This is a genomic window from Cesiribacter sp. SM1, assembly GCF_020178975.1.
Classification (GTDB): domain Bacteria; phylum Bacteroidota; class Bacteroidia; order Cytophagales; family Cyclobacteriaceae; genus Cesiribacter.
This window is the reverse complement of record NZ_JAHXBU010000090.1, coordinates 1-24,899: the sequence shown is the minus strand read 5'-3', so window position 1 is coordinate 24,899 and position 24,899 is coordinate 1. Positions and strand designations below refer to the sequence as shown.

Annotated in this window: 22 protein-coding genes; 12 read left to right on the top strand and 10 right to left on the bottom strand. The window is 46.5% G+C overall.

Annotated features, from left to right (window positions below; genetic code table 11):
• Positions 1-80: 80 nt before the first annotated feature.
• Together KWJ01_RS16635 and KWJ01_RS16630 are read right to left on the bottom strand one after the other, a co-directional pair.
• Entirely contained in the window at positions 81-1,385 is a 1,305-nt protein-coding gene (locus KWJ01_RS16635; protein WP_224997941.1) for an amidohydrolase family protein, read from the bottom strand.
• A gap of 50 nt (positions 1,386-1,435) precedes the next feature.
• The gene (locus KWJ01_RS16630; RefSeq protein WP_224997940.1) at positions 1,436-4,495 is read right to left on the bottom strand and encodes an amidohydrolase family protein; all 3,060 of its coding nucleotides are present in this window, start codon (positions 4,493-4,495) and stop codon (positions 1,436-1,438) included.
• Between the two features lie 385 nt (positions 4,496-4,880).
• Here KWJ01_RS16630 and KWJ01_RS16625 point away from each other — a divergent pair, with 385 nt between their 5' ends.
• Entirely contained in the window at positions 4,881-5,375 is a 495-nt protein-coding gene (locus KWJ01_RS16625) for a hypothetical protein (RefSeq protein WP_224997939.1), read from the top strand.
• Between the two features lie 258 nt (positions 5,376-5,633).
• Here the strand turns inward: KWJ01_RS16625 and KWJ01_RS16620 are convergent, their stop codons facing one another.
• Positions 5,634-5,840, bottom strand: coding sequence for a hypothetical protein (locus KWJ01_RS16620; RefSeq protein WP_224997938.1), 207 nt, complete (start codon positions 5,838-5,840; stop codon positions 5,634-5,636).
• Between the two features lie 396 nt (positions 5,841-6,236).
• Between KWJ01_RS16620 and KWJ01_RS16615 the strand changes: the two genes are divergently transcribed.
• The 5 genes from KWJ01_RS16615 to KWJ01_RS16595 all read left to right on the top strand — a co-directional run bounded on the left by KWJ01_RS16615 (position 6,237) and on the right by KWJ01_RS16595 (position 9,603).
• Complete coding sequence (locus KWJ01_RS16615) at positions 6,237-6,806, top strand: Crp/Fnr family transcriptional regulator (protein ID WP_224997936.1); 570 nt, start codon at positions 6,237-6,239, stop codon at positions 6,804-6,806.
• Between the two features lie 77 nt (positions 6,807-6,883).
• Positions 6,884-7,672 (top strand): SDR family NAD(P)-dependent oxidoreductase, encoded by a 789-nt coding sequence (locus KWJ01_RS16610; RefSeq protein ID WP_224997934.1) that lies wholly within the window; start codon positions 6,884-6,886, stop codon positions 7,670-7,672.
• A 187-nt stretch (positions 7,673-7,859) separates the two neighbouring features.
• Positions 7,860-8,552: a YafY family protein gene (locus tag KWJ01_RS16605; RefSeq protein WP_224997932.1), complete on the top strand. Its 693-nt coding sequence runs from the start codon at positions 7,860-7,862 to the stop codon at positions 8,550-8,552.
• 75 nt (positions 8,553-8,627) lie between these two features.
• Complete coding sequence (locus KWJ01_RS16600) at positions 8,628-9,020, top strand: RidA family protein (RefSeq protein ID WP_224997930.1); 393 nt, start codon at positions 8,628-8,630, stop codon at positions 9,018-9,020.
• Between the two features lies 1 nt (position 9,021).
• A complete protein-coding gene (locus KWJ01_RS16595) occupies positions 9,022-9,603 on the top strand; it encodes a YdeI family protein (protein ID WP_224997928.1) in 582 nt (193 codons plus the stop codon).
• 110 nt (positions 9,604-9,713) lie between these two features.
• Here KWJ01_RS16595 and KWJ01_RS16590 read toward each other — a convergent pair whose 3' ends face one another.
• The gene (locus tag KWJ01_RS16590) at positions 9,714-9,971 is read right to left on the bottom strand and encodes a hypothetical protein (RefSeq protein ID WP_224997926.1); all 258 of its coding nucleotides are present in this window, start codon (positions 9,969-9,971) and stop codon (positions 9,714-9,716) included.
• Between the two features lie 190 nt (positions 9,972-10,161).
• Here KWJ01_RS16590 and KWJ01_RS16585 point away from each other — a divergent pair, with 190 nt between their 5' ends.
• Both KWJ01_RS16585 and KWJ01_RS28360 read left to right on the top strand, forming a co-directional pair.
• On the top strand, positions 10,162-10,731 hold the full coding sequence (locus KWJ01_RS16585; protein WP_224997925.1) for a YncE family protein: 570 nt from the start codon (positions 10,162-10,164) through the stop codon (positions 10,729-10,731).
• A 105-nt stretch (positions 10,732-10,836) separates the two neighbouring features.
• A complete protein-coding gene (locus tag KWJ01_RS28360; protein WP_224997924.1) occupies positions 10,837-12,315 on the top strand; it encodes an alpha/beta hydrolase-fold protein in 1,479 nt (492 codons plus the stop codon).
• A gap of 268 nt (positions 12,316-12,583) precedes the next feature.
• On the opposite strand, the gene KWJ01_RS16575 is transcribed toward KWJ01_RS28360, so the two are convergent.
• Positions 12,584-13,633 (bottom strand): family 43 glycosylhydrolase, encoded by a 1,050-nt coding sequence (locus KWJ01_RS16575; RefSeq protein WP_224997923.1) that lies wholly within the window; start codon positions 13,631-13,633, stop codon positions 12,584-12,586.
• A gap of 438 nt (positions 13,634-14,071) precedes the next feature.
• Here KWJ01_RS16575 and KWJ01_RS16570 point away from each other — a divergent pair, with 438 nt between their 5' ends.
• On the top strand, positions 14,072-14,563 hold the full coding sequence (locus tag KWJ01_RS16570; RefSeq protein ID WP_224997922.1) for a DUF6265 family protein: 492 nt from the start codon (positions 14,072-14,074) through the stop codon (positions 14,561-14,563).
• A gap of 112 nt (positions 14,564-14,675) precedes the next feature.
• On the opposite strand, the gene KWJ01_RS16565 is transcribed toward KWJ01_RS16570, so the two are convergent.
• The 5 genes from KWJ01_RS16565 to KWJ01_RS16545 form a co-directional block, all read right to left on the bottom strand.
• On the bottom strand, positions 14,676-16,826 hold the full coding sequence (locus KWJ01_RS16565) for a xanthine dehydrogenase family protein molybdopterin-binding subunit (RefSeq protein WP_224997921.1): 2,151 nt from the start codon (positions 16,824-16,826) through the stop codon (positions 14,676-14,678).
• Positions 16,827-16,828: 2 nt separating this feature from the next.
• A complete protein-coding gene (locus KWJ01_RS16560; protein ID WP_255651118.1) occupies positions 16,829-17,290 on the bottom strand; it encodes a (2Fe-2S)-binding protein in 462 nt (153 codons plus the stop codon).
• 387 nt (positions 17,291-17,677) lie between these two features.
• A complete protein-coding gene (locus KWJ01_RS16555) occupies positions 17,678-18,493 on the bottom strand; it encodes a glycosyltransferase (protein ID WP_224997920.1) in 816 nt (271 codons plus the stop codon).
• Positions 18,472-20,760 carry a DUF6056 family protein gene (locus KWJ01_RS16550; RefSeq protein ID WP_224997919.1) on the bottom strand — a complete coding sequence of 763 codons (2,289 nt, stop codon included), beginning with the start codon at positions 20,758-20,760 and terminating at the stop codon, positions 18,472-18,474. Before KWJ01_RS16550 ends, KWJ01_RS16555 begins: the two co-directional genes overlap by 22 nt.
• Before the next feature lie 440 nt (positions 20,761-21,200).
• Complete coding sequence (locus KWJ01_RS16545) at positions 21,201-22,232, bottom strand: glycoside hydrolase family 5 protein (protein ID WP_224997918.1); 1,032 nt, start codon at positions 22,230-22,232, stop codon at positions 21,201-21,203.
• 289 nt (positions 22,233-22,521) lie between these two features.
• Here KWJ01_RS16545 and KWJ01_RS16540 point away from each other — a divergent pair, with 289 nt between their 5' ends.
• From KWJ01_RS16540 to KWJ01_RS16530, 3 genes are all read left to right on the top strand, one after another.
• The gene (locus KWJ01_RS16540) at positions 22,522-22,905 is read left to right on the top strand and encodes a hypothetical protein (RefSeq protein WP_224997917.1); all 384 of its coding nucleotides are present in this window, start codon (positions 22,522-22,524) and stop codon (positions 22,903-22,905) included.
• A gap of 104 nt (positions 22,906-23,009) precedes the next feature.
• A complete protein-coding gene (locus KWJ01_RS16535; RefSeq protein WP_224997916.1) occupies positions 23,010-23,699 on the top strand; it encodes a YafY family protein in 690 nt (229 codons plus the stop codon).
• 199 nt (positions 23,700-23,898) lie between these two features.
• Positions 23,899-24,675 carry an SDR family NAD(P)-dependent oxidoreductase gene (locus tag KWJ01_RS16530; RefSeq protein ID WP_224997914.1) on the top strand — a complete coding sequence of 259 codons (777 nt, stop codon included), beginning with the start codon at positions 23,899-23,901 and terminating at the stop codon, positions 24,673-24,675.
• Positions 24,676-24,899: the final 224 nt, after the last annotated feature.

Below are 24,899 nucleotides of genomic sequence, written 5' to 3'. Positions count from 1 at the left end.
CCAGATATATTTCAGGATCTGATACAAAAAGAAAAGCGGCCCCATGCAGAGCCGCTTTTCTTTTTTCATATCTGTAAGTTTTACTGTCCGGGTTGTGCTTCGTACTTGTTTTTAAACTTTTCGTACAGCTCAATGTGGCGGCTGGTGAGGTTTAGCTTACGACCATCGATAAAGGCCATGCTCACATTATTGGTGCGCATATCCAGCGCATCGCCCTGCGATACGAACAGGATTGCTCTTTTCCCCTTTTCCAGGGTACCGGCCCTATCATCAACACCCAGAATTTTGGCTGTGTTGGAGGTGATCATTTTAAGCGCCTCTTCCCTTTCTACACCATAAGCAGCAGCTGTACCGGCAAAGAATGGCAGGTTACGGCTGCTTTTTAGGTCATCATAGAGCAGGCCTACCGTTATACCCGCTTTCTGGAGCAGGGCAGGAAGCTTATAAGGCAAATCCACATCATCTTCGGGGCGGTCGGGCAGCCGGTGCAGGTTAGCCACCAGCACGGGTATGTTATTTTCCTTCAGGAAGTCCTGAACATAAAGGGCATCTTCGGCCTCCACCACCACTATATTTTTAACGCCATACTTCTGGGCTGTTTTTACCGCCTCCACTATTTCCTTGGCATAGTTAGCGGTAATATAGAGGCGTTTGCTGCCATCGAAAAGTCCCTTCATCGCCTCCAGCTTCAGGTTGGTTTCTTTTGGTTTGCCACCCTGGCTGTAGGCAACGGCACTGCCCAGGAAAGATTCAATATCGGCCTTTTGCTTGTCGTAGTTCTTGTTCTTTTCGATTGGGCCCGGCTCTGCCCACCAGCCGGTACGTCGGTATATGGAGGGCCAGTTCATCCACAGGCCATCATCTTCCTGCACCACGGCATCTTCCCAGTTCCAGGCATCCAGGGCCACAACAGAAGAAGAGCCGGAGATCAGGCCACCACGTGGCGCTACCTGGGCCATTAGAATGCCATTGGTACGCACTGTAGGGATTACCTCTGAATCGGTGTTGTAGGCAATGAGGGAACGTACGTTAGGATTAAAATCGCCTACCTCGGCATCGTCTATGGTAGAGCGAACGGCATCTACCTCGCGCAGGCCCAGGTTGGTGTAGGGCAGGATAAAACCCGGGTAAACGTGCTGTCCTTCTACAGAGATCACCTCGTAGCCATCCAGCGCCAGGCGAGCGTTGGTGGCATCCACCACATTCTCTATCTTACCGTCCCTGATCAGGATGGCGCTGTTCTGAATTACCTGGCCATTGCCCAGGTGGGCAATCCCGTTCATGAGGGCAATGGGCTGTTGCTGGGCTGGTGCCGGCGCAGGTGCCTGTGCCTGGCTTAGCAGCGGCAAGCCTAGTAAGGCTGTATATAAAATTAGTTTTTTCATGCTTTAGCTAACAGTTCCCCCTTTTCAGGGGAGTGATGTTTGATGATAGATTAATGAGCCTCGTGTTCGCTGTGGTGTACATGGTTAAGACCGCTTAGGTCTTCGCAATGCCATACCTTTTGCTGTTTCACGGCTACAGGTTTGGTATCACCGCCATTCTTCTTTTCTTCCTGCATTTTCAGGATCAGGCGGGCACGCTCCTGCTGCAGTTCGCGGCGCATTTGCTCATCGCGTTCCAGGTCGTAATAGATCACGCCATCTATCATAGTCTTCAGCGGCTTTGCATAAATGGCAAGCGGGTTGTCGTTCCAGAGCACCAGGTCGGCATCTTTACCAGCCTTGATAGAGCCCATGCTGCCATCGAGGTGCAGCAGTTTAGCCGGGTTCAGTGTCACCATTTTCCAGGCATCTTCTTCGGTCATGCCGCCGTACTTCACGGTTTTGGCAGCCTCCTGGTTCAGGCGGCGGGCCATTTCGGCATCGTCGGAGTTGATGGCCGTTACCACACCCTGGTTGTGCATCAGGGCTGCATTGTAGGGAATTGCCTCCTGCACCTCCATTTTGTACAGCCACCAGTCGGCAAAGGTAGAGGCACCCACGCCATGCTTCGCCATTTTATCGGCCACTTTGTAACCCTCCAGAATGTGTGTGAAGGTGTTGATGGTAAACCCAAAATCTTCGGCCACCTTCATCAGCATGTTGATCTCCGATTGTACATAGGAGTGGCTGGTGATAAAGCGCTCGCCGTTCAGTATCTGCAGCAGGGCTTCCAGCTCCAGGTCTTTGCGTGGTGCTGTTGCATTGGCTTTAGCTCTTCTGGAGAGGCCGTTGTAATCTTTCCAGGCCTGCTCGTAGGCTTTGGCGCGTGTAAAGGCATCTACCATTACCTGCTCTACGCCCATGCGTGTTTGCGGAAAGCGCTCGGTATAGTGAGGGCCCCAGTTTGCCTGCTTCACGTTCTCACCCAGGGCAAACTTAATGTAGCCATCGGCACCCTGTATCTTCATTTCTTCCGGCGCTTTACCCCAGCGGAGCTTGATAAGGCCAGACTGCCCGCCAATCGGGTTGGCAGAACCGTGCAGCAGCTGCGCTGCCGTTACACCACCCGCCAGCTGACGGTAAATGTTGATGTCTTCAGAATTGATCACATCACCAATGCGCACCTCGGCAGTTACCGACTGTGAAGCTTCGTTCACACCACCCTGGATGGCAATGTGGGAGTGCTCATCGATAATACCAGAGGTAAGGTGTTTGCCGGCACCGTCTATCACTTCTGCACCTGCTGCAGAAAGGTTTGTGCCTATCTGTCTGATCTTGCCGTCTTCAACCAGCACATCGGCATTCTGCATAATGCCCTCGGCTTCGTTCGTCCATACGGTAGCACCTTTGATCAGGTATCTTTTAGCTTCCAGTGGTTTTACCTGCCCGTAGGCCAGGAAAGGCTGTGGTATTTCGCCTGGTTTGGGCAGGGCAGCGGCAGGCTTTTTATCCGCCTGTTTGCGCTCTTTTGCCGGACCGGTGTAGCTTAGGGTAAAAGGCATTTCCTGCCCCTGTTCGTTACGGCCAAGGCCTTTCCAGTTCCTTCCGTCCCACCAGCCGCTAAGGCGTACCAGCTGTGTGCGGCTGGTATCTTTGGGAGCAGGGCTAAAGGTAAGGTTGATCAGGTTCTCCCCTACCAGGGCATTCATATCATGGCCGGTCGTATCAGACTCCATCAGCCTGAACTTTACCTTATCTGCGGGGCCGCTAATTTCAATATTGTAAGTATTGCCTCCCAGGTCGAGCCGGTACATACCAGCCAGTTCCTGGGCAGGCATGGCTTTCAGTTCATAGCGCTTGCCGCCGATCCAGTTTTCGTAGATTGTTGCGTCATCTTCCAGCACATCGCCGGAGGTAATGATAAAGTTAGCCAGCATTCCCCCACGCAGTGCCCCTACTTTGTTTCCGGCACCAAGCAGCTGGGCGGGAGTATGGGTAAGTGCCTTAATGGCTGTCTGTTTGTCCAGGCCATATTTTACTGCCTTGCGCAAGTTGGTCCAGAAGTCTTTTTTCTCTTTCAGGCCATCGGTAGTAAGGGCAAACTCAATCCCTTTTTGCTGCAGCAGCATTGGGTTATAGGGAGCCATTTCCCAGTGTTTCATATCGGCCAGGCTCACGTTCATTTCATCGAGCGGATCGCTCACATCGTAGGCTGGCTGAAAGTTAAGTGGAATAATCAGCCTGGCCCCTGTTGCTTTAATAGCATCAAGGCGCTGGTACTCATCACCTGCACCCCGGATTATGTACTGCTGTCCGAATTCATCGCCAATTTTATCGGCACGCAGCACCGAAAGCATATCTTTTACTTCAAAGATTTGCGGCAGGCGCTGCTGCTCATTGAAAGCAGTAAGAGAGCGGTCCACAAAAGGTTTCTCCTGCTGGCTGGTGTACCAGCGGGAGTCCAGGTAAATCTGGCGCAGCAGGGCAATAGCACCCATCAGCGAGCCGGGATAATCCTGGCGGGAGCTGCCTTTATCGAACGAGAGGTGTGCGGAAGCGCGGGGGTTGATAATCACATTGTGTGACTTATCATCGGCCAGTGTTACCAGGGCACCAGTACCGCGGGCAATGCCATCGTGGCGGTGGGTGAGTACTGTGCTGAAGCCCAGGTCGCGCAGGGCTTTGGCCTCGCTGTCTTTGGCATTGAAATCAGAAACGGCACTATACTCTGCTTTGATGGCCTCATTCCAGGCATAAGCGCCGGGGGTATTGGTTTCCATCTGCGGACCATCTGCCCGGGAAGCCCTGGGCTTCTCCTCCACCGGGGGCAGTCCATAGCTGGCATCAAGTTCAACCAGGCCAGGATAGATCCAGCGACCTTTGAGGTCGTGCACGGTGGTGCCTGGGGGGATGGTAACGTTTTTGCCAACAGCCACCACTTTGCCATTTTCGATAAGCAGGGTGGCATCTTCAATCCTGGTTTGGTAATCCTGCACGACCGTAGCGTGCGTGAAGGCGTAACGCTGGGGCCGGTTATCGCTTACCCCGTTCACGGGGAAGTTTTCCTGCGCCAGTGCCGGCTGCAGTAGCAGGGCAGCCGCCGCCAGTAGGGGTAATAAAATCCTCTTCATGTAGTCTGAACGTATGTTTGAACGCTAATGGTGCCATAAGATATAGAAGAAATTTGTTTAAGAAGGGCTTGAAATTTAAATTTTAGCTGTAATGGCTTCAAATGCGTTAGAAAAACGTTGCCGGAACGGAAGAAAGAAAATATTATGAAAATACTCATATAGACAGCTGCCGCCGGGTACATAATTAAAAACTTACCACCACCTGATACGCCTCCCGCTCCATTTGCTTTTGAGCTGCCTGTGTGTTATGTTAGAGCAGAGTCTGCTATAACTTCTATCACCAGCAACATAATACCCAAAAATGCGATAATGACCAGATACATAGTAGATACCGCAATTAGCCAATAGTTATGTACAAGTTAATAACAAATCGAAAATTACTCATATGATATTAAAATCAATAAAATCTGGATTGTTAATAGTATTCTTGACAATTGCTATTAGTTGTCAAATGGATGAAATAAGTTTTCAAAATGGCAACTCAGGACCAGCTTATTTTACTGGAATTATAGGAGGTGAGACCGAAATATGGAATTTACCAGAATATAATTATCAACAAGGTTTAGTTGATCATTCAGCTTTCAATGATTCAGTGAGATATAGTTTTCAAGTCTTTAATAACATAAATAGAATATCTCTTATTACAAAAGATATTAGAGAGATTGACTTTGATAACTTTTTTAGAATTGGTGATTATAGAATCGATGAAGATTATCATTTAGTATTAACTATGGATAAAAACTCTTATAGATCCAAAAAGAGTGAATTTGACAATATAAAATTGATTGAAATAAGAACTCTTCCTAAAAATAAATTAATTGCATATACACCTTTAAGTGTAATTTTTATGATGATAATGGAAGACTTACGTATCAAATAGATAAGGGAGAATTATCAGTTATTTTTGAAAAAAGGATAAATTAAAAAATAACCAGTACATAATCGAGTAGGCGGCCGATGAGCCGTTAAGCTCACCGGTGCACCTCTCACACCACCTGGCGTACGGGTCTCGTACCAGGCGGTTCGTTAAGCATACCATAGTTGCTCTTTACACCGACTATGGCTTAGCCGTAGTTTAAGATAGGGCTAGAAAACTCGAAGTTTAAACCTCCCTATCGAATTTCGGGCAACTTAACGTTCAGCCCTTCATTGGTTTGTGAGACCTCTGCCATCTTCTTGGCAGCTCGTTACCTCCAACTACTATGGCCTCTGCCGCCGGGCGGCCCCGTGACTTCTCCCAATGTACACGACACCAGGAGACCTCCCCGGGTAAGGGCATATTCCTTCCTCCGATCCCTGCGGCATCTACTGAAAAGAGCTTGTTGGCCAGGGGCGTTGACATCATGTGCTGCCTTACCCTCTCTTCCCAGCCTCCGTATGCCGTTTCTGTTCGTCAGTACCGGATTTTGCCGTTTGACTTTCTTCACTGCATGGGTCACCCCAAACCAGCTTGCCACTTGCTAACAGGCTTCACCAACTCGCCTGTAGGGGACTTGCACCCCCTGGAATAATTTGATACCTTAGGTACCAGATGCCCATACCGGGCGCACACAACAGAATAAAGCAAGGGCTGTCAGAGCTCTTTGCCATTTGCCTACAAAATCAATACTTTGCGGCGGATCATGAAGCGGCGGTGAGCAGCGACTGCTTTATTCAACGGACGTCACTATAAGGTTAACACATATAGAGCTTATTTGCCAAATGACAAATACTTAGCAAATCACATCTGCTAAATTGCAATATGAAGGAATTTATAAAATACGTACTGCAGTTTGGTAATTTAAACCAGCAGCAAATAGACCTCATCAAAAGCAAAGCATTTGAGCTGGAGCTTCATAAAGACGACTATTTCTCTGAAGCAGGGAAAGTTTCGCGCCAGATTGGATTTATCGTTGAAGGCGTTACCCGGGTATGCTATTACAATAACAAGGGCGATGAAATTACCAAATACTTCATTGATGAAAACAATCTTGTTGTAGATATAGAGAGCTTTGATAATGAAATCTGCTCATCTGCCTATGTGCAGGCTTTGACTGACTGTAAATTCATTTGTTTTAATAAAAAGGATTGGCAGGAACTTTTGAATACGATCATTGGATGGGACACTATTGTTCATAAAATAATTTCAAAAGCATTAATCCAAAAGATCGAACGGAGAAGTCCTTTAGTTACAGTAGATGCCACCGAGCGGTACCTGAAGTTTCTGGAGATATATCCAAACATTGCAAACCGCGTTCCGCTCTCATACATAGCATCTTATTTGGGAATTACACACTCTTCGCTAAGCAGAATCAGAAAAAACATCCACTGATTTGCTATTTGCCAAATGGCAAATGATTTCATATTTGAGCGGGGCATATTTGCACTGTACAATTAAAAACAACAAATATGAAATCAAACAATCACGAACACAAGGAGAACAATATTGAAGAAGTGAGTAAATCAGTATTGATTACAGGGGCCAATAAAAGCATCGGCTTAGAATCGGCAAGGCAATTATTACAAAAAGGCTATTATGTTTACCTGGGAAGCCGAAGTCTGGAGAATGGCTTGAATGCTTTAAAAGAACTCAAATCCGAAGGGTTTACCAATGTTGAAGTCATACAGCTGGATGTAACCGACCAGCAGTCAGTTAATGCTGCACGGGCTGAATTAGGCAAAAAAACAGACGTATTAGACGTGCTTATCAACAATGCCGGCATTAGCGGAACCTTACCACAAAGTGCTTTAGATGCCGACATTAGCAATTTCAAGAATGTATTCGACACAAATTTGTATGGCGTTGTAAGCGTTACACAAGCTTTTCTTGATTTGTTGCGAAAGTCGCCCGAGCCAAGAATTGTCAACGTAAGTTCAAGTGTCGGTTCCCTTTCCCTTCAAAGCAACCCGGATTGGCGATTTTACCACTATGCGAAATTTGCAGTATACGCTTCCTCAAAAGCGGCTTTGAATATGTACACTGTTACATTGGCTTACGAGTTACGTGATACGGCTTTTAAAGTCAATGCGATTGACCCAGGATATACAAAAACCGATTTTAATCATCATAAGGGAACAGGAACGATTGAAGATGCTGCAGCCCGTGTTGTGAAATATGCTTTAATTGACAACAACGGACCAACAGGAAAATACTTTAGCGAAGAAACCAATCCTGAAACTGGCGAGGTTCCCTGGTAAAAGAAAAGCAACTCATAACAAGGTATTGCTGCAGTGGGTTTAACATGCTATCATCTTCGTCAGCCCTATTTTTTGTACATTGGTGCTGTATTTAGCGTAAGTGCGTTTAATCCCTAACTGCGGCAATACCCAATACCTTAGGCTTAATGCCACAAATCATGCAATTCTCCATAGGTCAGACAGAAAAATGAAAGATAATGACACTAAGCGACTTTCACGGCTGACTGCCATTCTAACACAACTGCAAACCAAACGACTTTCTACAGCGACTGATCTGGCAGAAAAATTCAATGTTAGCGTAAGAACAATCTACCGTGACATTAGGGCTTTAGAACAAGCAGGCATTCCTATCATCACAGAAGACGGAAAAGGCTATACATTAATGGAAGGTTATAAGCTTCCGCCTGTTATGTTTTCAGAAGCCCAGGCAAATGCTTTGATTCTTGCCGAACAATTGGTTTTGAAGAACAAAGACACTTCTTTTATCAGGGACTATACGGAAGCAATCGACAAAATAAAAGCGGTACTTCGTCAATCGGAGAAAGACAAAGCAAATTTGCTGGCCGACAGAACCCGCTTTGAACAGAACATCAACAGAGAAAGAAACAGCAGTAATGTTTCACAGTTGCAATTCGCGCTAACCAATTTTTACCTGATAAAAATTGATTACACCAACGAACAAGGCGAAAAAACCAGCAGAAAAATTGAGCCATTTGCACTGGTAAGCACAACTGAGAACTGGCTCCTCATCGCCTGGTGCCGTCTACGTTCAGCATTCAGATATTTCCGTTTAGATAGAATAACAAAAATGGAAATTCTACCGGAGAAGTTTGAACAACATAAAATGACATTACAGGAATTTTTTGATAAATTCCATTGATGCATTTCAACCCCTGACATAAGGCTGTCACTACCCTGCTCCATCTTTGTATTATAGATTTTAAAACAATACAAAATGGAAAAACAAACATTCGATCCCTGGGCCTGGGGAAAAAACACTAATTCGGTACAGGCAGTTGAAGTAAGAAATGCATCAGGCACACTATACTGTTCAGGACAAGTAGCAATAGATGCCACGGGCGTTCCAAGCCAGGGCGATATGCGTTCACAACTGATACAAACTATTGCTAATGTAGAACAGTTGATCAGCGAATCGGGCTATGAATGCAAAAACATTGTAAGACTGAATGTGTACACAACCTCTACGCAGGAATTTTTTACTACCTGTATGGATGTTTATGTGCCGTTTATTCATAAGCACGGAATCCAACAGGCTACTACACTACTTGAAGTGAAAGGACTTTTTGCAACTTTAACAGTAGAGCTTGAAGCCACCGTTGTGAGGTAATATGCAACAAAGCGAGATAGAAATATTTTATCCGGCAAGCCGTACAGATTGGCGAAAATGGTTAGAAAAAAACCATCTTTCCAAACAAGCTGTATGGCTTGTTTTCTATAATAAAAGTTCAGATAAAAAATCTATCTCCTGGAGCGAGGCGGTAGATGTAGCTCTATGCTTTGGGTGGATAGATAGTAAAAAAATAAAGATTGATAAAGAGACATCACATCAGTTTTTCAGCAGGCGAAAACCTAACAGCACCTGGTCAAAAATCAACAAAAGAAAAGTTCAACAACTCATTGAAAGTGGCCTGATGACAGAAGCAGGTTGCAAAAGCATTGAAGTTGCCAAACAAAATGGCTCCTGGACAATCCTGGACCAAGTTGAAGAACTGATTATTCCGCAAGACCTAGAGGTGGAATTTGAAAAAAAACCAAATTCAAAAGACTTTTTCCTAAGCTTAAGTAAATCAGTCAGAAAATCAATTTTGCAGTGGCTTGTACTTGCTAAACGTTCAGAGACAAGACAAAAACGAATCATTGAAATAGTAGAACATGCAGGCCAAAAACAAAAACCCAGGCATTTACAATAAAAAAGACACTACGCCTAACAACAGCAACTATTGCAAAACTCTATGAAAGTAGGCTTACTGTTCATTTTCCTAAGGCCAACTACTTCTAAATTTTCCCGCCAGATCAAGTTTCACAAAAAACAGCCGGCACAGCCACTACAGGGGCTACCAAAGCGGCTGTTTTTCGTCCGCTCCGGCGGCCTGGTAATGGAACAGAAGTTTATCCATTTCTTGAGGTTATAGGCAGCTGCTGCCATGAGCATCTTTTTATCAGCTGAAAGGATGCCCCTGGTGTTGATTTTTGACAGGCCCATGTAGTTGATCAGGGTGCCATTCCATGGTGGCCAAACACTGGTTCTACCGTTGAGGATCATTTTTTCTTCACCCACCTGGCTCTTCTGAAATCCAGCCTTTCGATAGCTCGTTCAAGGATATCTGAAAATCCTATTGCATGCTTACAGATCAGCCGGAGTATGCTCACCGGCAGTATTCAGTTGTGTGCATACCAGGACTATAACAACTTTCCGAACTGTATCTAAAGCTAATTAAACCTTTGAAAGAAAATACAGTCAAAGCAACATGAAGAAAGACATCGTCAGACTGTTACTGCTGCTGATAGTAACACCGTTCTGTGCCATCGCGCAAAGTCCGGATGTTTTAGTGGTTAACAAAATCAAAAGTAATGGTAATTTCCCGGGAAGTTTAGCCTTCTTAGATTCCAAATCAGGCAAGATCTTAAAAACAATTCCAGTTGGAAATGAACCTCATGAAGTAGCTGTATCTACAGACAAAAAGTACGCGCTCGTTACCAATACCGGGAGCTACCGTGAGCCCAGCAATACCCTATCCCTGATTGACATTGCCCAACAGAAGGAAATCCGGAGGATAGATTTAGGGAATCTTTGGAATCCGCACGGGGCAGTTTACCACAAGGGCTTATTCTATTTTACAGCAGAAGGATCGAGAGTAATTGGTGCCTACGATCCCGAAAAGGACAAACTAAGCTGGATTAACGGAACCGGACAAGACCAAACGCACATGTTGGTGATTACGGATAACGGCAAACATATAGTTGCCACGAACAGGGGTTCCGGCACTGTCTCCATTTATGATTTACAGGGTGAGGATCCCTTACAAGGCGGTTCATAGAAACATACCATTCTATCAGTCGGTGAGAGCCCGGAGGGTGTGGCATTGAGCCCGGATGGCACCAAAGCCTGGATTGGCCTCCGCAGAAAAGGAGAAATAGCTGTGGTGGATATAGCCGATAAAAAAGTGACAGAAAAGTTTGATGTTCCCGAAATAGGAGGAATTGCAAGACTGCAGTTCACCTTAGACGGAAAATATGTAGTAGCAGCTGGCTCCCGGGAAGGTAATGCTGTTATTGTAGATACAAAGACACATAAAACCGTTAAGAACTTCCAGCTAGGTGCAGGAACGGAACCCATTTTTATCAATCCTGATGGCAAGCACATATTTATTGGAACAACCAACGAAAACTTTATTACCGAAATTGATTTGACCACCCTGGAGATCACCAGAAAAATAACTGGCTTTGAAGGTCCTGATGCAATGGCCTGGATTGGAGGTGTTGAAATGCTGAACAACAATAAAGCTCCACAAGAAGGCCGCATGCAATTCTTTGGCAGAACTTTAGCTATTTCGCCCGAGGTACATCCGGATAACAGCGTAACATTCAGAATAGACGCCCCTAAGGCAGAAGAAGTAAGCTTACATATTTCAGGATTGAAGCCTGTAGCCATGGAAAAAGAAGTTGATGGCATGTGGTCGGTCACAACGTCTCCCCTTGCTCCGGATGTATACCCCTATAGCTTTTCAATAGATGGCTTGAATGTACCGGATCCGGTAAATCCGGAAATTACTACCGGTTACAAAATGAGGGTTGGAAACAGTATAGTTCAAATACCAGCAGAAAATCCAGAACCCTGGGAACAAACCAATGTGCCTCACGGTGCAATCACGAGACACTTTTATGAATCTGCCATCATTGGCGATCAGAGCGATTTTTACATTTATACCCCTCCTGGCTATAACCCAAAGCGCAAACAGAAATATCCAACCCTGTACCTTTTGCACGGTTTAACCGAAAATGCAGAATCCTGGTTTACAGCCGGAAAGGCTAATTTCATTCTCGATAATTTAATTGCACAGGGCAAAATAGCTCCTATGGTCATCGTATGCCCGTTGGGCTATGGAGATCCTGAAAATATCACACAAGGTTATGGAGGAGCCTTTGAAACATTCACAAAATCATTGTTAACTGAAGTAATTCCTTTTGTAGAAAGGAATTATAATGTTGGAAGTAAAGCTGAAGATAGAGCCATAACCGGGTTATCTATGGGCGCCGGACAATCCTTATTTATTGGATTGAATAACCCTGATGTGTTTGCTTACATTGGCGGTTTTAGTTCAGCGGTGGTGATGTATGGCATGAACCGGGACCGCAGCACCGTTCAACAACCGGAGTTATTGCTAGATGCACCACTTTTCAAAAAAGTATTCCCGGAATTAGATGCCAACATCAATAATAAGATTAAACTACTATGGATTGCAACCGGAGACCGGGACGGAGAATTTGCTTTTTCTATGGAATATAAGTTATGGTTAAAATCTATTGGCGTGGAGTTCGATGAAGTGATTACCCCCGGCCAGCACACCTGGATGGTTTGGAGACGTAATCTGGTTGATTTTTCACAGTTACTATTTAAATAAAAGCCAGCACACAATTGAATAGGCCAGTAAGTCATTAAGCTGAAGGAACACCCTTGGTATTGATTTTGAACGAGCTACAAAGAATTTAACCTTTGGCAATCACATGCAGCTGTTCACAGTTGTTTGTTCAAATAACCAAACGATTTAACAGGAAAGCAACCAACATATTTAACAGGAAAGCTAAAATGAGTTGGGGTTCAGGAGCACCCCCTGAACCCCAATATTGGCTCAACACCTATTGTAAAAGCCTGAAAATGCTATTGTTTCTTTACTTTTTTCCCTTTTCTGATGCCATTTCATTGTCGCCCAGGTCCTGGCCAAAATAAGGCATACCATCTTTGGTCCATTTCAGTACCCTGGCACGTGTGTGGCGGTTGGGATCGTACAGAGGCTCTCCATCAATATCTTTGTAGTCGCGGGCATGATAAATCATCACATCAGTTTTGCCATCTTCAGCCACTGTAAAGCTGTTATGCCCGGGGCCGAACCGTTTAAGGCTTTCGTTGGTAGAAAAAACAGGTTCAGGTAGTTTGTTCCATGAGGCAGGATCAAGAAGGTCGGCGTCTGCATCGGCCCAAAGTAATCCTATGGCGTAGTTGGCATCGGTGGCACTGGCAGAGAAGGTCACAAAAACCTTCCCCTTGCGGATTAGTACTGCAGGAGCCTCGTTTACTCTGTGCCCCTGGATTTCCCACTCATATTCAGGCTGTGAAATCACTACCTGTTTGTCATCTAAGGTGGTAGGACTGGTCATCTTTGCAATATAAATGCCCGTGTTCACCACCGTATCCGATGCTCTGTCAGTCCATATCAGGTAACGCTGGCCCTTATGTTCAAAGGTGGTGGCATCCAGGGAAAACTCATCTCTTTTGGCCACAATCTGTCCTTCCTCTTTCCATTCGCCCTTTGTTGGATCTTCCGACTCGTTCGACAAGGCGTACATGCGTATTTTCCATTTGTCCTCGGCCGAGCCAGCTGCAAAATAGATATACCATTTTCCATCTATGCGATGCAGTTCGGGAGCCCAGATGTGGTTACCCATGGGGCCTGTATCATGCTTGCGCCATACTACCACCGGTTCTGCTTCTTTTATGCCATTGATGGTTTTTGACTTGCGTAATTCAATGCGGTCGTACTCAGGTACTGTGGCAATAAAATAATAAGTACCGTCAGCAGCTTTCGTCACATGTGGATCTGCCCTTTGCAAGGCCAATGGGTTGTTGAACTGGTTCTTCTTCGGCTTCTGCGCATTTACCGCCAATCCACTGAAAATGAGCGTTAATACCAGGATAAGTTTTAAAAATTTAAAGTGGTTCATTTTGTTTGTGCTGATAGTGTTTAAGCAGCCTTAGTTTACCGGTCTTGCTTTTCTAAATATAAACGTAAAAAATACAATTATATTCAACAAAGCTAATAATGTGGCTTTTTGGCATCAGTTTTCTCAAAGAGGTTAGGTTGAAGATAAAGATCGGCATCTGGATTATCCGTATTATGAAACAAACACAGACGGTGGTAAAGGTTGGGAAGGTAAATAGGATAGCCAGTACTGCTATGCGCTTATTTATACTTTGAGATAGGTTTTGCGCTAAATGCTGTTAAACATCCGACACTCAGTTAGAAAATAAATAATGCAAAGGCTGTAACAGCTCTTTGCCATTGAACAAGCAAACCTCTAACTTATCGTCTGGCCAGACTCAGCGGTAAATAGCCACTGTTTCTCTGAATGAACGAGCCCCCTACAAGCTTTAAAAATACCATGATAAGATTAGTTTTAGTTATGTGGATTGCTTTTACAATTTCCTGTAAAAATGAGGATACCTCTACCTCTACAGCTGTTAATGAGGCAACCCTAAATACCAGCGAAAACTTTGATTGGCTGGTAGGAAACTGGCAAAGTATTAATGAAGAAGAGGATAGAAAAACTTTTGAAACCTGGAACATGAAAAATGATACCGAGTATAAGGGGTTCGGCTTCACATTGCAGAACAACGATACTGTATGGCAGGAACATGTGCGGCTGGTTAAATCAGAGACTGGTTGGAATTTTGAAGTAACAGGAAAAGGAGAATCCAAACCAACAGTATTTAAACTGACAAATGTTGAGAGGGAAAGCTTTGCCTGTGAAAATCAGGAAAATGAGTTCCCTAAGAAAATAGTATATGCTAAAGCTGGGAATAAGATCAAGGCTGTAATTTCAGGAGGCAGTATGGAAATTCCTTTTGAATTTGAAAGAGCAGCACTAAAATAACCCTAACCGGAATGCCTGCAGGTATTTTACCTGGACTACAACAGAAAAAAAACTATGTCTGGAGAGGCCAGTTCTCTCCAGACATAGTTTTAGACTACTGCAAACAAAGTTACTATTGAGAGAGCCCTTTCATGGCATCCTGCTCGAGAAATGGCTGGTTGTACATACGCTTGCTGGTTGCTTTGAAGATAGCATTGGCCACGGCTGCACCGGTAGGCGGAAGTGCAGGTTCTCCCAGACCTGTAGGCTCTATGCCATTGTCTACAAAATGGATTTCTACCTCCGGAACTTCCTTCAGGCGAATCAGGCGATAGTTGTTGAAGTTCTGCTGCTCGGGAGCGCCCTCCCTGAAGGTCATGTTACCGTACATGGCATGTCCCAGACCATCTACAATACCCCCTATTACCTGCTGGCGGGCACCGCTTAGGTTTACAACCTGTCCGCAGTCCGATACCGCATATATTTTCTTAAGCACAGGCTTGCCGCCTTCCAGCGCCACCTCTCCTACCTGGGCTACATAGGAGCGGTGAGAATAGTAAACACTAAAGCCCTGGTGTACCCCCTGCTTTTTGCCCCAGCCTGCTTTTTCGGCAGCCATACGGGTAACAGTTTGCATCCGGTCTATATCGTAGCCAATATTACCAACAGGCGATTTTTTGGCTTTTTCCATCAGCTCCAGCCTGAACTGCACAGGGTCTTTGCCTGCTGCCTGGGCCACCTCATCGATAAAAGACTGTTCTGCAAAAGCCAGAAAGTTAGTAATGGGCGCACGCCAAGGCGCTGTGGTAATGGGCGACTGATGTTCAACGGAATCAATCAGGAGGTTCTCTACCGAGCCGGAGGGGAAATTGTGCTCCCGGGTAGGGTTGCCTGCGTTAATACCAACACCACGTAGTTTATAGCCAATCATGTTGCCGCTGGCATCCAGTGCGGCCTCGAAACGATAGCGAACCGCCGGGCGGTAATTACCTCCTGTCATATCGTCTTCCCGGGTCCAGATAACTTTAACGGGGGCTTTCGCCAGCTTCGATACCTGTACAGCTTCTTCCACATAATCAGCCATTAGACGGCGGCCAAAGGCGCCGCCCATGCGCGTCATCTCCACGGTAATTTTTTCCGGGGCAATGCCTGTGATCTGGGCAGCTACCCCGCGGGCACGGTCCGGTGTCTGGGTGGGGCCAACCAGCTCAACACCATCGGCTCGTACATGGGCAAAGAAGTTCATGGGTTCCAGCGGGCTGTGTGGCAGAAAGGGGCACTGGTATTCACTTTTTACCACCTTTGCCGCACGTTTAAAAGCTGCTTCCACATCGCCATCCTGCCGGCGCACACTTGCCTCCTTACTATCTAAAAGCTCTTTGAACAGCCGGTCGTGGTCTGTGCTGCTTTCAAGGGCTGCCCCTTTTTCGTACACCACCTTCAGTGCTTTGCGGGCTTTCATTACCTGCCAGGTACTTTTGCCCACTACTGCTACTTTATCATCAAAGCGTACCACATCTACAATGCCCGGCATGGCTTTGGCAGCGGCGGCATCAACAGATTTAACTTTCATACCAAAAGCTGGCGGGCGCTGAACCATAGCCGTGAGCATACCTTCCCGGTAAAAATCTATTCCGTAAAGTGGCTTCCCGGTGATGATGTCCCCGTTATCAACATTGTTGATTGCCTTGCCGATCAGCTTGAAATCTTTCGGGTCTTTCAGCTTTACATTAGCCGGAGCAGGCAGTTTTGCTGCATCGGCAGCCAGTTCTCCATAGCCAAGCTGCCGGCCACTGGCTTTATGCATCACCAGGCTGTTTTGGGTGCTAAGTTCGCCAACAGGCACTTTTAGCCGTTTGGCAGCTGCTTCCATAAGCATTTGCCGGGCAGTGGCACCAGCCTCGCGCAGGCGCTTCCAGGAGTGCGGAATTGCCCCGCTGCCTCCCGTTACCTGGCGCTCATATTTGCTACTGTCAAGGGCTGCCTGCACCACTTTTACCCTGCTCCAGTCCACATCAAGCTCTTCGGCCACAATCATGGGAAAGGAGGTTTTGATATTCTGCCCTATTTCAGGGTTAGGGGAGAAAATGGTTACGGTACCATCGGTGGCAATGGATAAAAAGCTGTTGAAATCTACACTCCCGGCAGCCAGCGCTGCATTTTCTATTTCGCCAGCAGGTGCCAGGCCGGCACCGTAAAGTTTAAAGCCTATCAGGAGTCCGCCCCCTGCCAGGAGCGACTGCTTAAGAAAATTCCGTCTGCTTGTATTAGGTTGGCTCGACATGGCTATTTTAGTTTGGCTGCTGCAAGGGTTACTGCTTCACGAATGCGGTGGTAGGTTCCGCAGCGGCATATGTTGCCATTCATACCGGCATCTATTTCTTCGGTGCTGGGGTTAGGGTTGCGCTTAAGGAGCGCTGCAGCGGTCATGATCTGGCCGGCCTGGCAGTAGCCGCACTGGGCAACATCTACCTCGTTCCAGGCCTGCTGAACCGGGTGAGTACCCTGCTCCGACAGTCCCTCAATGGTTGTGATGCTGGCACTGCCCACTGCAGATACCGGGAACACACAGGCGCGAACGGCCTGGTCGTTAAAATGAACTGTACATGCCCCGCAGACAGCTATTCCGCAGCCAAACTTGGTGCCCAGCAGCCCCAGATGATCGCGCAGCACCCATAGTAGCGGCGTATCCGGCTCTACATCGGCCTGGTATGTTTGTCCGTTTATTTGCAGCTTATAAATCGCCATTATACCTTCTAATTAGTATTTAGATCTAAAATAAAGAAAAACCCGCTTTTTCTGTGAGAAAGCAGCAGATTTAGAAGTCATAAAAATCTAAATCACGGTAAAGTCTAACTATATGCTGTAAAAGTGGAGGCTCCGGTATCGGAACAAATAAGGTTGATGATGTAGCGGACAAAGGGATCAGTAATAAGGCAGCACAGGGCGGGCATCTCTCCTGCCTGCCTTCTTGAAAAACTCACTTGCAGCAAAGTTGCCTAACAAAGAACAGCAGTCTTTAATTTAACATGATTTATGGATTGCAATCAGTTTAAACTGCTGTAATTCCTGGAGGAAAATGGTAAGGAAGCAAAAGATTGTTAAGCTGCTAAACCCTGGCTTGGTTGCCGATAATTAGTGCTGTGGCTGATCTTTGATGCCTGGCGCACCCATGCAGGAGTCTGATGCCAGGATTGGTACCAGATTGGTTTTTCCGCTGCTTTCCAGCTTATAGTGCGAGTAGATCTTATACAGCTCAAAGGGCACCTTCAGCATGTGGCTGATCTTTAGATGTGAGTGATCTTTTCTTTTCCACACCTTTAGTGGTATTTCGCTCACGGTTGTGCAGGTTTCTTTTCTGCCAAACATTTCAATACAACGGGCTAGAATTTCCATATCAAACAGCCAGCGGGTTAAGAAAGGAGCAGTAAAAAGCTGCCGGGCAACTTTTGTGCTAATGAGCTTTGCCCCACATTGTGTGTCGTACACAGGTATTTTTAAAGTAAGGCTGGCTACGGTAGAAAATATTCTGCCAAAATAGTGTCTGGCCAGATTGCGCTCTATGGTTGCGCCAAGGCGTTTAACGCGTGAGCCCATGATCAGCAGTTTATCTTCTCCCGATTCTTCCAGCAGGTGCAAAGCCTCTGTGATCGGGGTTGAAAAATCTGCATCAAAGTAGCCGATATAACTAAAGTCGTGCCAGCTTAGGGCTTTGAGCACTCCTGTTCGCACAGCCTCTGCTTTACCTTTATTCCTGGGCAGGCTTATTACCTGCACCCGCTCCTCTCTACCACTTCTAAGCATTTCCAGCACATACTGAGTTTTATCGCTGCTGCCATCATTCACAAAACAGAAAAAGAAATTGGTACTCTGGAAAACCTCCAGAAACTCATCGCGTGGCAGTCGAAACTGCTCGTTGTAGCAGGGTATTATGATACAGATCTTTTGCATATGGCATAGGTTGATAGTCCTCCGATTTTGATTCCTGTCCTGCCCAGCAGGGACGTTAGCTTATAATCCAGGAGCAGCAGGTTTTGAAACAGCCTGGTGCTTAACCTACCACCCCGCCAGTCGGCAGCATCGGTACCTCCACGCTGCGCTGCCCGGGGATACAGTTTCTCCCACATGCTTTGCATAAAACGTATGGGAAGCAGCGAAAAAAAGAAGTAGCCCTTATCCACAATGCTGAATCCTGATTTTTGCAACACAGCGCTAAGTGAGCTGCTGCTGTACCTTCGGTAATGGTCCAGAAAGGTATCGTGAGAGCTGAAAAGTGACTGATAGGCTGGCGTGGTAATAACCAGTACCGTATTTTCTGTGATGAAAGGAAAAAGTCGCAAGTCTTCCAGGAAGGCTGCATCATCGTGTATATGCTCCAGCACATCGAGCAAAAAGACTAGCCCTGCTTCACGAAAAGTGCGGGATGCCTCTTCCAGGTTTTGAAACACCTGGATGTTGCTACCGCTGTACCTGCTGTTAATGCCCGGCAGTGCCTCGGGCTTTAGCGCTGTGTCCACTGCAATGATCCTCCCCCCGTTTAGCTTTTGCGCAAGTGTGCTGCTAAAAAACAGGTCTCCGCAGCCTATGTCAAGCACCCGTACCTCTGCACTCCTGGTGTTCGCCAGATACTTTTCTGACAGGCCATAAACCACCTCCAGGCGGGCCAGCTCCCATGGATGCCGGCTACCGCTGCCTGAAGCCTGTGTTTGTGCATGTATTTCTTTTAAATCCATTTCTGTCTGTTCAGAGAGTATACCGATGTCCTTTTTATGAAAAAAATGCGATAAGCACTGGTTGTAGTAGTAGGTTTTCTCTGTGGGGGCCGGGGCAAGATCGTAGGCATAGATGGTTTTAGGCTTGTGCTCCAGCGAAGGAACGATGCATCCTTCTGCTGTACAGCTGCGGATATGGCTGTATCGCTGCTGCATTTCCTGGCTGTAGGCACGGGCAGTGCCCTTTGCCAGATCCTGATAGGCTGTGCTTACCCTGTTGCCCCAGAATACCAGCATGCCTAATAGCAGCACTGCCAGCATTAGCCTTTGAACAGAAGATAGGCGGGGAATGCTGATATGTTTGGTTTGTAAATAGACCAGAAAGGCTAAAACAAGGGCCAGCCCCCCAAAAATATATACTACATAGATGAGGTTGACTGTTCTGGCCGGAGGTGCTCCTCCCTGCCCCCAAAAACTGGGCAGAAAACCCAGGGCTATGAAACCCAGAACCGTTGCAGCCAGCAGGTAAAGGTGTTTTCTGCTTACGACCGGCAACCTGTAGTACTGCCTGATGTTGCCGGCAATGCGCACTAACAGCCCTGAAAACAGCAGCAGCAGGGGCACTGAAAAAGGCAGCCAGTGTACAATGTAGGTAATACTATACCTGATAGGCCCATAAACAGATAAAAACACATCAAACCTCTGGGGTTTGGCAGACATTCTAACTGCATTGCCCGGCGCCAGAATTACCACCAGCGATGCGGCAATCGTTACCAGCAGCAGCACGAGTAAAGGTTTATCAAGCCCGCGCTGCCTATAGCTGCGGATGGCCAGCCATAAAAACAGAGTACAGCACAGCAACAGCATGGAGGTTTCGTTTAACCCCACAATTACAATACAAATAATACTGCCCAGGATGGTGTAGAAGACTCTTTTATGCTGTTTATGCTGCTCATGGAGATGAAGGATAAGAGCAAACAACAGCAGGCAAAGTGTGGAGGCCAGCTGGTAGGTAAGCGATCCTGAAATCCAGTAGAATGCTTCTGCAATGTTTGGCAGCCTGACGATGTACAGGAAGAATATCAGCAGGGAGAGCACAAGCCTGTCTGTGGCGGCAGCCGCCGGTAATAACTTTTTAAGAAACAGGTAAATAGAAGCACCAAAAGAAACAAACAGCAGGATAGGCATAAGCCTGTAAAACAGGAGGCTGTCAGGATCAATGGTGCTCAGCGACAGCAGGGCTGTAGCCCCGTAGCGACCAGTCCAGGTGGTGTAAAGGTATTCCTGGAACGTCCAGAAGCCGAAATCCCTGGACCGGTGGGAGTAGCAGAAATCATCGGCAGAAGGATGGTTGTATTGCGAAATCAGGAGGAAGGGAAGCAGCGCAGGCAGCACAAGAATCAGGGCATAGAATAACTCCTTATACCTGAGCTTTGCTGTAGAATTACCGGGCTCGATCAGGATTGAAGATACTGGTTCTCTTACTGACTGGTAGAGTCTCCTCATGATGTTCTCTATCTGTTCTTACTGTTCTTATGTGCAGGCGCAGGCATCTGGACAGAGCAATAAATAAAAAGGCGATAGCACGGGCTTCTCCTGCAACTATTTATTTTTTAATATTAGAAAGCAGCAGAGTTGAGTAGTGTAAATTATGTTATAACAACAACCAACGCACAATTGTTGGCTACACATCGAATAATATACAGGCTGCCGCGGCAGATGTCGTCAGGCTGGTGTGTGATGGCCTATATGGGAGAACGCCCCTCCTGCAACACCCCAAAAACACAATAGGATTTACAGGAACAGACTGCTGGCAAATGAAAATTATTGAATAGGGCTGGTAATATTTTACATACGGCAAACTAGCAGCAGCACAAAAAAGCCGTACCCATTTAGCGGGTACGGCTCCTGCTGTGTTTAGCACTTTCCTTTACAAATCAGCTGTATCATTGCTGCTTTTTGTTTTCGGCTGCATATTGCTGCATGGCACTTTTAAAGTACCTGCCCTGCCTGGTTGGAGTGTAGTTCCAGTCCTGGATAAGCATGGGCGACCACTGCGGGTCAAATACCCACACTACATAGGAGATACCCCTATCATTGCTGTATTGTGTAATGGCATCGCCATAAGATTCATCAGAGATTACCGGCACGTGGGCTCCCCTTTCATCGGGTCCGCAAAAGCCTATTTCTGTTAGTACCAGCGGATACTTTTCTGCCACAAAGCCCCAGTCCCGGGTCCACTGATCTTCCCATGGCTTTTCGCGCTTCATGGGGTACGGATGGCTTACATAAGCAATACCCTCGGCGTTTATAGGGTTTGTGGCTACCTCTGTAAGATCATAGGCCCAGTTAAAACCAGCCACCAGCGGAATAGCCCGGGCTCCGTTTGCCCTCACAATGGTAATGGCTTCTTCCATAATCGCTTTCCACTCCTGCCAGCTGCAGCTGCCCAGTTTGCCATCCATTACGGTTGGTTCATTAAAAAGCTCAAAAAAGGCTACCGTTGTATTACCCTTATAATGATCGGACATGGTTCTCCAGAACTCGTAAGTTTCCTTAAGGGTGGTTTCATACATGGGGTTCTGGTACATTTCATTTTTAAGGTTGCCAATGCTGTGCCAGTCTATTACCACATACATACCCAGTTCGCCGGCCCAGGCCACACCTTTATCCAGCATTTTCAGGTACTCATCTTTGCCCCTGGAGCGCCAGGCAGTAGGGTGTACGGGCAGCCGCACCAGGTTAGCACCCCATTTTTTCATTTCTTCAAAGTATCTTTTTTCCCACTTACCTGCCCTGTACAGCCTGTCGGGGTCGCTGGCATTAAGCCCCCTGAAAACAACCTGGGTTCCATCGGCAAGGGTAAATTTGTTGCCCTGCACTACTACCTGGCTCAAGTTGCCTGCAGTTTGCCCATAGGCATGCATACCGAGGCACATAAACAGCAGCAGAAGCCCTGCATACGTAAATGCTTTCATAAAATATATGTTATTCGTTGATTGGTATGCGACTTGTTACAAACAGAAACCTGTTGCTACCAGCATAAAAGCAGCTGCATATTACTACCATCATTCTTACCAAATATGAAGAATAAATCCTGAAAAAGGGCAAATAATGTTGCTGCCCCAAATATTTTCCTGAAAAATATATTGCAGCTCCTGACCAACCCTTCTGGCCCGGCTGTGGTCATGCTAAAGAATGCCCTTGCTGGCGCTGCAAGGCTCAAACTTTTTACCGGTACATATAACTTAAATAAACTTTTACCCCATGTTTAGTTTTAACAGGAGTTACATAAGCGTGCTTGTATTTCTGCTTTTGGCACTGACAGGTACAGATCTTTTCATAACGCACCCTTTTTTACAGGCTACCCTGAGCAACATTATTTTAATAGTGATGCAGTATGCTGCCATTAAAGCCTTTTGGAATGTAAAGCCTGTTGTTGCAGGTGCAGCTTTACTCTTGCTGTCATCTGCCTATGAAATAGCCCCCTTCATCTCCTTTGCAGATCCATCCCAACAGGGCAGCTTAATCACCATCAGCCCTACAATTGGTTTCTGGTATACTGCCATGACCTACACAACAGGCATAGCACTGGCACTGCTAACTGAAAGAGCCATTCTTCAGGCTTCAAAAAAACTGCACATAGACTGATCCCCAATGATTGCACCCCTGGCGCTGTGGTATGGACTTTCTGCTTAATTCAGGCTAAATTGATGCTGCTTTAAAATTTTTTAACAGGAGCAAACACCAGGGGCATGAACAGGATCGACAGACTTTTTGGAATACTCACCCTGCTGCAGTCTAAAAAATACCTTACTGCTGAACAGATATCAGAAAAGTTTGGGATCAGTATCCGCACCGTTTACCGCGACATTAAAGCGATCTGTGAGCAGGGGGTTCCTGTAAGCTTTGAACCACACAGAGGCTATTACGTGGTGCAGGGCTATTTTTTGCCCCCGGTATCTTTTAGTACAGAAGAAGCCAATGCACTGCTGTTAATGGAAACCCTGGTCTATGGCTTTGCCGATAAGTCTATCCAAACCCACTATTCCAACGCACTAACCAAAGTAAAGGCAGGCCTGCGGCACTCACAGAAAGAAGACCTAGAGTTCCTGAACAACAACATCAGGCTACAGGTACCCTCCTGCTTTGTGCTTAACTTCGATTATCTCTCCATATTGCAGCAGGCTATTTCCGGAAAAATGCTCCTGGAAATCGAATATGTAAACAAGCAGGAAGAGAGCAGCATACGAGAGGTAGAGCCAATCGGGCTTGTTTTTTATGCCCTTAACTGGCACCTGATAGCCTGGTGCCATAAGCGGCAGGAGTACCGCGATTTCAGGGTATCGCGCATCCGCCATGTTAAGGCTACCGGCCAGCCCTTCAGAAAAAGTGAGCATATGGTGCTTAACGACTATATGAAACAGCTGCCGGTTGATTACTGATGCCGTTCCGGAAGTATAAGCCTTTGTTCAGACACGCCCCCTCTGCCACAGCTCTTCTGCTGATAACATAAGAAATACAACCGGCTGGTCACAAACATTAATACCGCTGCCGAGTATCTATTTTACCCGGTCTCCTGCAGGCTGCAAGAGTCGGGATCAATGTTTTCAGAAGAGATCAATCTATCATAAAACAGAGGTTATGGAGAAGCTAAAAGGAAAAGTTGCGCTGATTACCGGATCAGACTCAGGCATAGGCAAAGCTACGGCGCTGGAATTTGCAAGACAGGGCGCCAGTGTAGTTGTTTGCTACCACTCCGACCAAGAGGGCGGGGAGCAAACCTTGAAAGAGGTGGAGCAGGAAGGTGCCAAAGGTATGGTGCTAAAGGTAGACATCAGCGATGAGCAGTCGGTGGAAAAGCTTTTTGACCAGGCCATTGAAAAATTTGGTACTGTTGATATCCTTGTAAATAATGCAGCCCTCAATGGTAAAGGCATTATGGTGGCCGATATGGATACTGAAGTTTTTGATAAATGCATCCGCACCAACTTATACGGCACCTTCTTTTGCTCCAGGCGTTTCATCAGGCACCGCAGGGAAAAGGGCGGCAAGGGCAAGATCATCAACGTAAGCTCGGTACACGAAGAAGTAGTAGCTGCCGGCACTGCCGAATACTGCGCCTCCAAAGCAGCGGTACGTAATTTTACCAGAACACTCGCCATGGAGCTGGCCGAAGAAGGCATCAATGTAAACAACATAGCTCCCGGCATGATCCTGACCCCCATGAACCAGGAGGCGATGGACGATAAGGAAGCCAGAAAGGAAAGCGAAGAAAACATTCCGATGAAAAGAGCCGGTAAGCCTGAAGAAATAGCCAAAGTAGCCCTCTTCCTGGCCTCTTCAGATTCTGATTACGTTACAGGCTCCAGCTACTTTATGGATGGAGGTTTATCCTTAAGCCTGGGGCAGGGTGCTTAAGCTTGTTTTCTAAAAATACAACTCGTTTACGCCAGTTTACCGGATACACCAGTGTTGCACAGGGCAAAAAAGCGCTTATTTTTCTTACATAAGCGCTTTTTTTTTCTGAAAAAGAATGTCGATTTCTGCTAGGATTAGGTCCTATTGCCACAAAGGATAAGCATAGGCACAGAGTTTTTCTGGCTATCCAGCTGGGTGGCAGTAGAAAGGATAGTTGTAAAGAC

Coding starts and splice junctions, on each gene's coding strand:
- KWJ01_RS16635 (WP_224997941.1), bottom strand. CDS start 1,385: ATGAAAAAACTAATTTTATATACAGCCTTACTAGGCTTGCCGCTGCTA.
- KWJ01_RS16630 (WP_224997940.1), bottom strand. CDS start 4,495: ATGAAGAGGATTTTATTACCCCTACTGGCGGCGGCTGCCCTGCTACTG.
- KWJ01_RS16625 (WP_224997939.1), top strand. CDS start 4,881: ATGATATTAAAATCAATAAAATCTGGATTGTTAATAGTATTCTTGACA.
- KWJ01_RS16620 (WP_224997938.1), bottom strand. CDS start 5,840: ATGATGTCAACGCCCCTGGCCAACAAGCTCTTTTCAGTAGATGCCGCA.
- KWJ01_RS16615 (WP_224997936.1), top strand. CDS start 6,237: ATGAAGGAATTTATAAAATACGTACTGCAGTTTGGTAATTTAAACCAG.
- KWJ01_RS16610 (WP_224997934.1), top strand. CDS start 6,884: ATGAAATCAAACAATCACGAACACAAGGAGAACAATATTGAAGAAGTG.
- KWJ01_RS16605 (WP_224997932.1), top strand. CDS start 7,860: ATGAAAGATAATGACACTAAGCGACTTTCACGGCTGACTGCCATTCTA.
- KWJ01_RS16600 (WP_224997930.1), top strand. CDS start 8,628: ATGGAAAAACAAACATTCGATCCCTGGGCCTGGGGAAAAAACACTAAT.
- KWJ01_RS16595 (WP_224997928.1), top strand. CDS start 9,022: ATGCAACAAAGCGAGATAGAAATATTTTATCCGGCAAGCCGTACAGAT.
- KWJ01_RS16585 (WP_224997925.1), top strand. CDS start 10,162: ATGAAGAAAGACATCGTCAGACTGTTACTGCTGCTGATAGTAACACCG.
- KWJ01_RS16575 (WP_224997923.1), bottom strand. CDS start 13,633: ATGAACCACTTTAAATTTTTAAAACTTATCCTGGTATTAACGCTCATT.
- KWJ01_RS16570 (WP_224997922.1), top strand. CDS start 14,072: ATGATAAGATTAGTTTTAGTTATGTGGATTGCTTTTACAATTTCCTGT.
- KWJ01_RS16565 (WP_224997921.1), bottom strand. CDS start 16,826: ATGTCGAGCCAACCTAATACAAGCAGACGGAATTTTCTTAAGCAGTCG.
- KWJ01_RS16560 (WP_255651118.1), bottom strand. CDS start 17,290: ATGGCGATTTATAAGCTGCAAATAAACGGACAAACATACCAGGCCGAT.
- KWJ01_RS16555 (WP_224997920.1), bottom strand. CDS start 18,493: ATGCAAAAGATCTGTATCATAATACCCTGCTACAACGAGCAGTTTCGA.
- KWJ01_RS16550 (WP_224997919.1), bottom strand. CDS start 20,760: ATGAGGAGACTCTACCAGTCAGTAAGAGAACCAGTATCTTCAATCCTG.
- KWJ01_RS16545 (WP_224997918.1), bottom strand. CDS start 22,232: ATGAAAGCATTTACGTATGCAGGGCTTCTGCTGCTGTTTATGTGCCTC.
- KWJ01_RS16540 (WP_224997917.1), top strand. CDS start 22,522: ATGTTTAGTTTTAACAGGAGTTACATAAGCGTGCTTGTATTTCTGCTT.
- KWJ01_RS16535 (WP_224997916.1), top strand. CDS start 23,010: ATGAACAGGATCGACAGACTTTTTGGAATACTCACCCTGCTGCAGTCT.
- KWJ01_RS16530 (WP_224997914.1), top strand. CDS start 23,899: ATGGAGAAGCTAAAAGGAAAAGTTGCGCTGATTACCGGATCAGACTCA.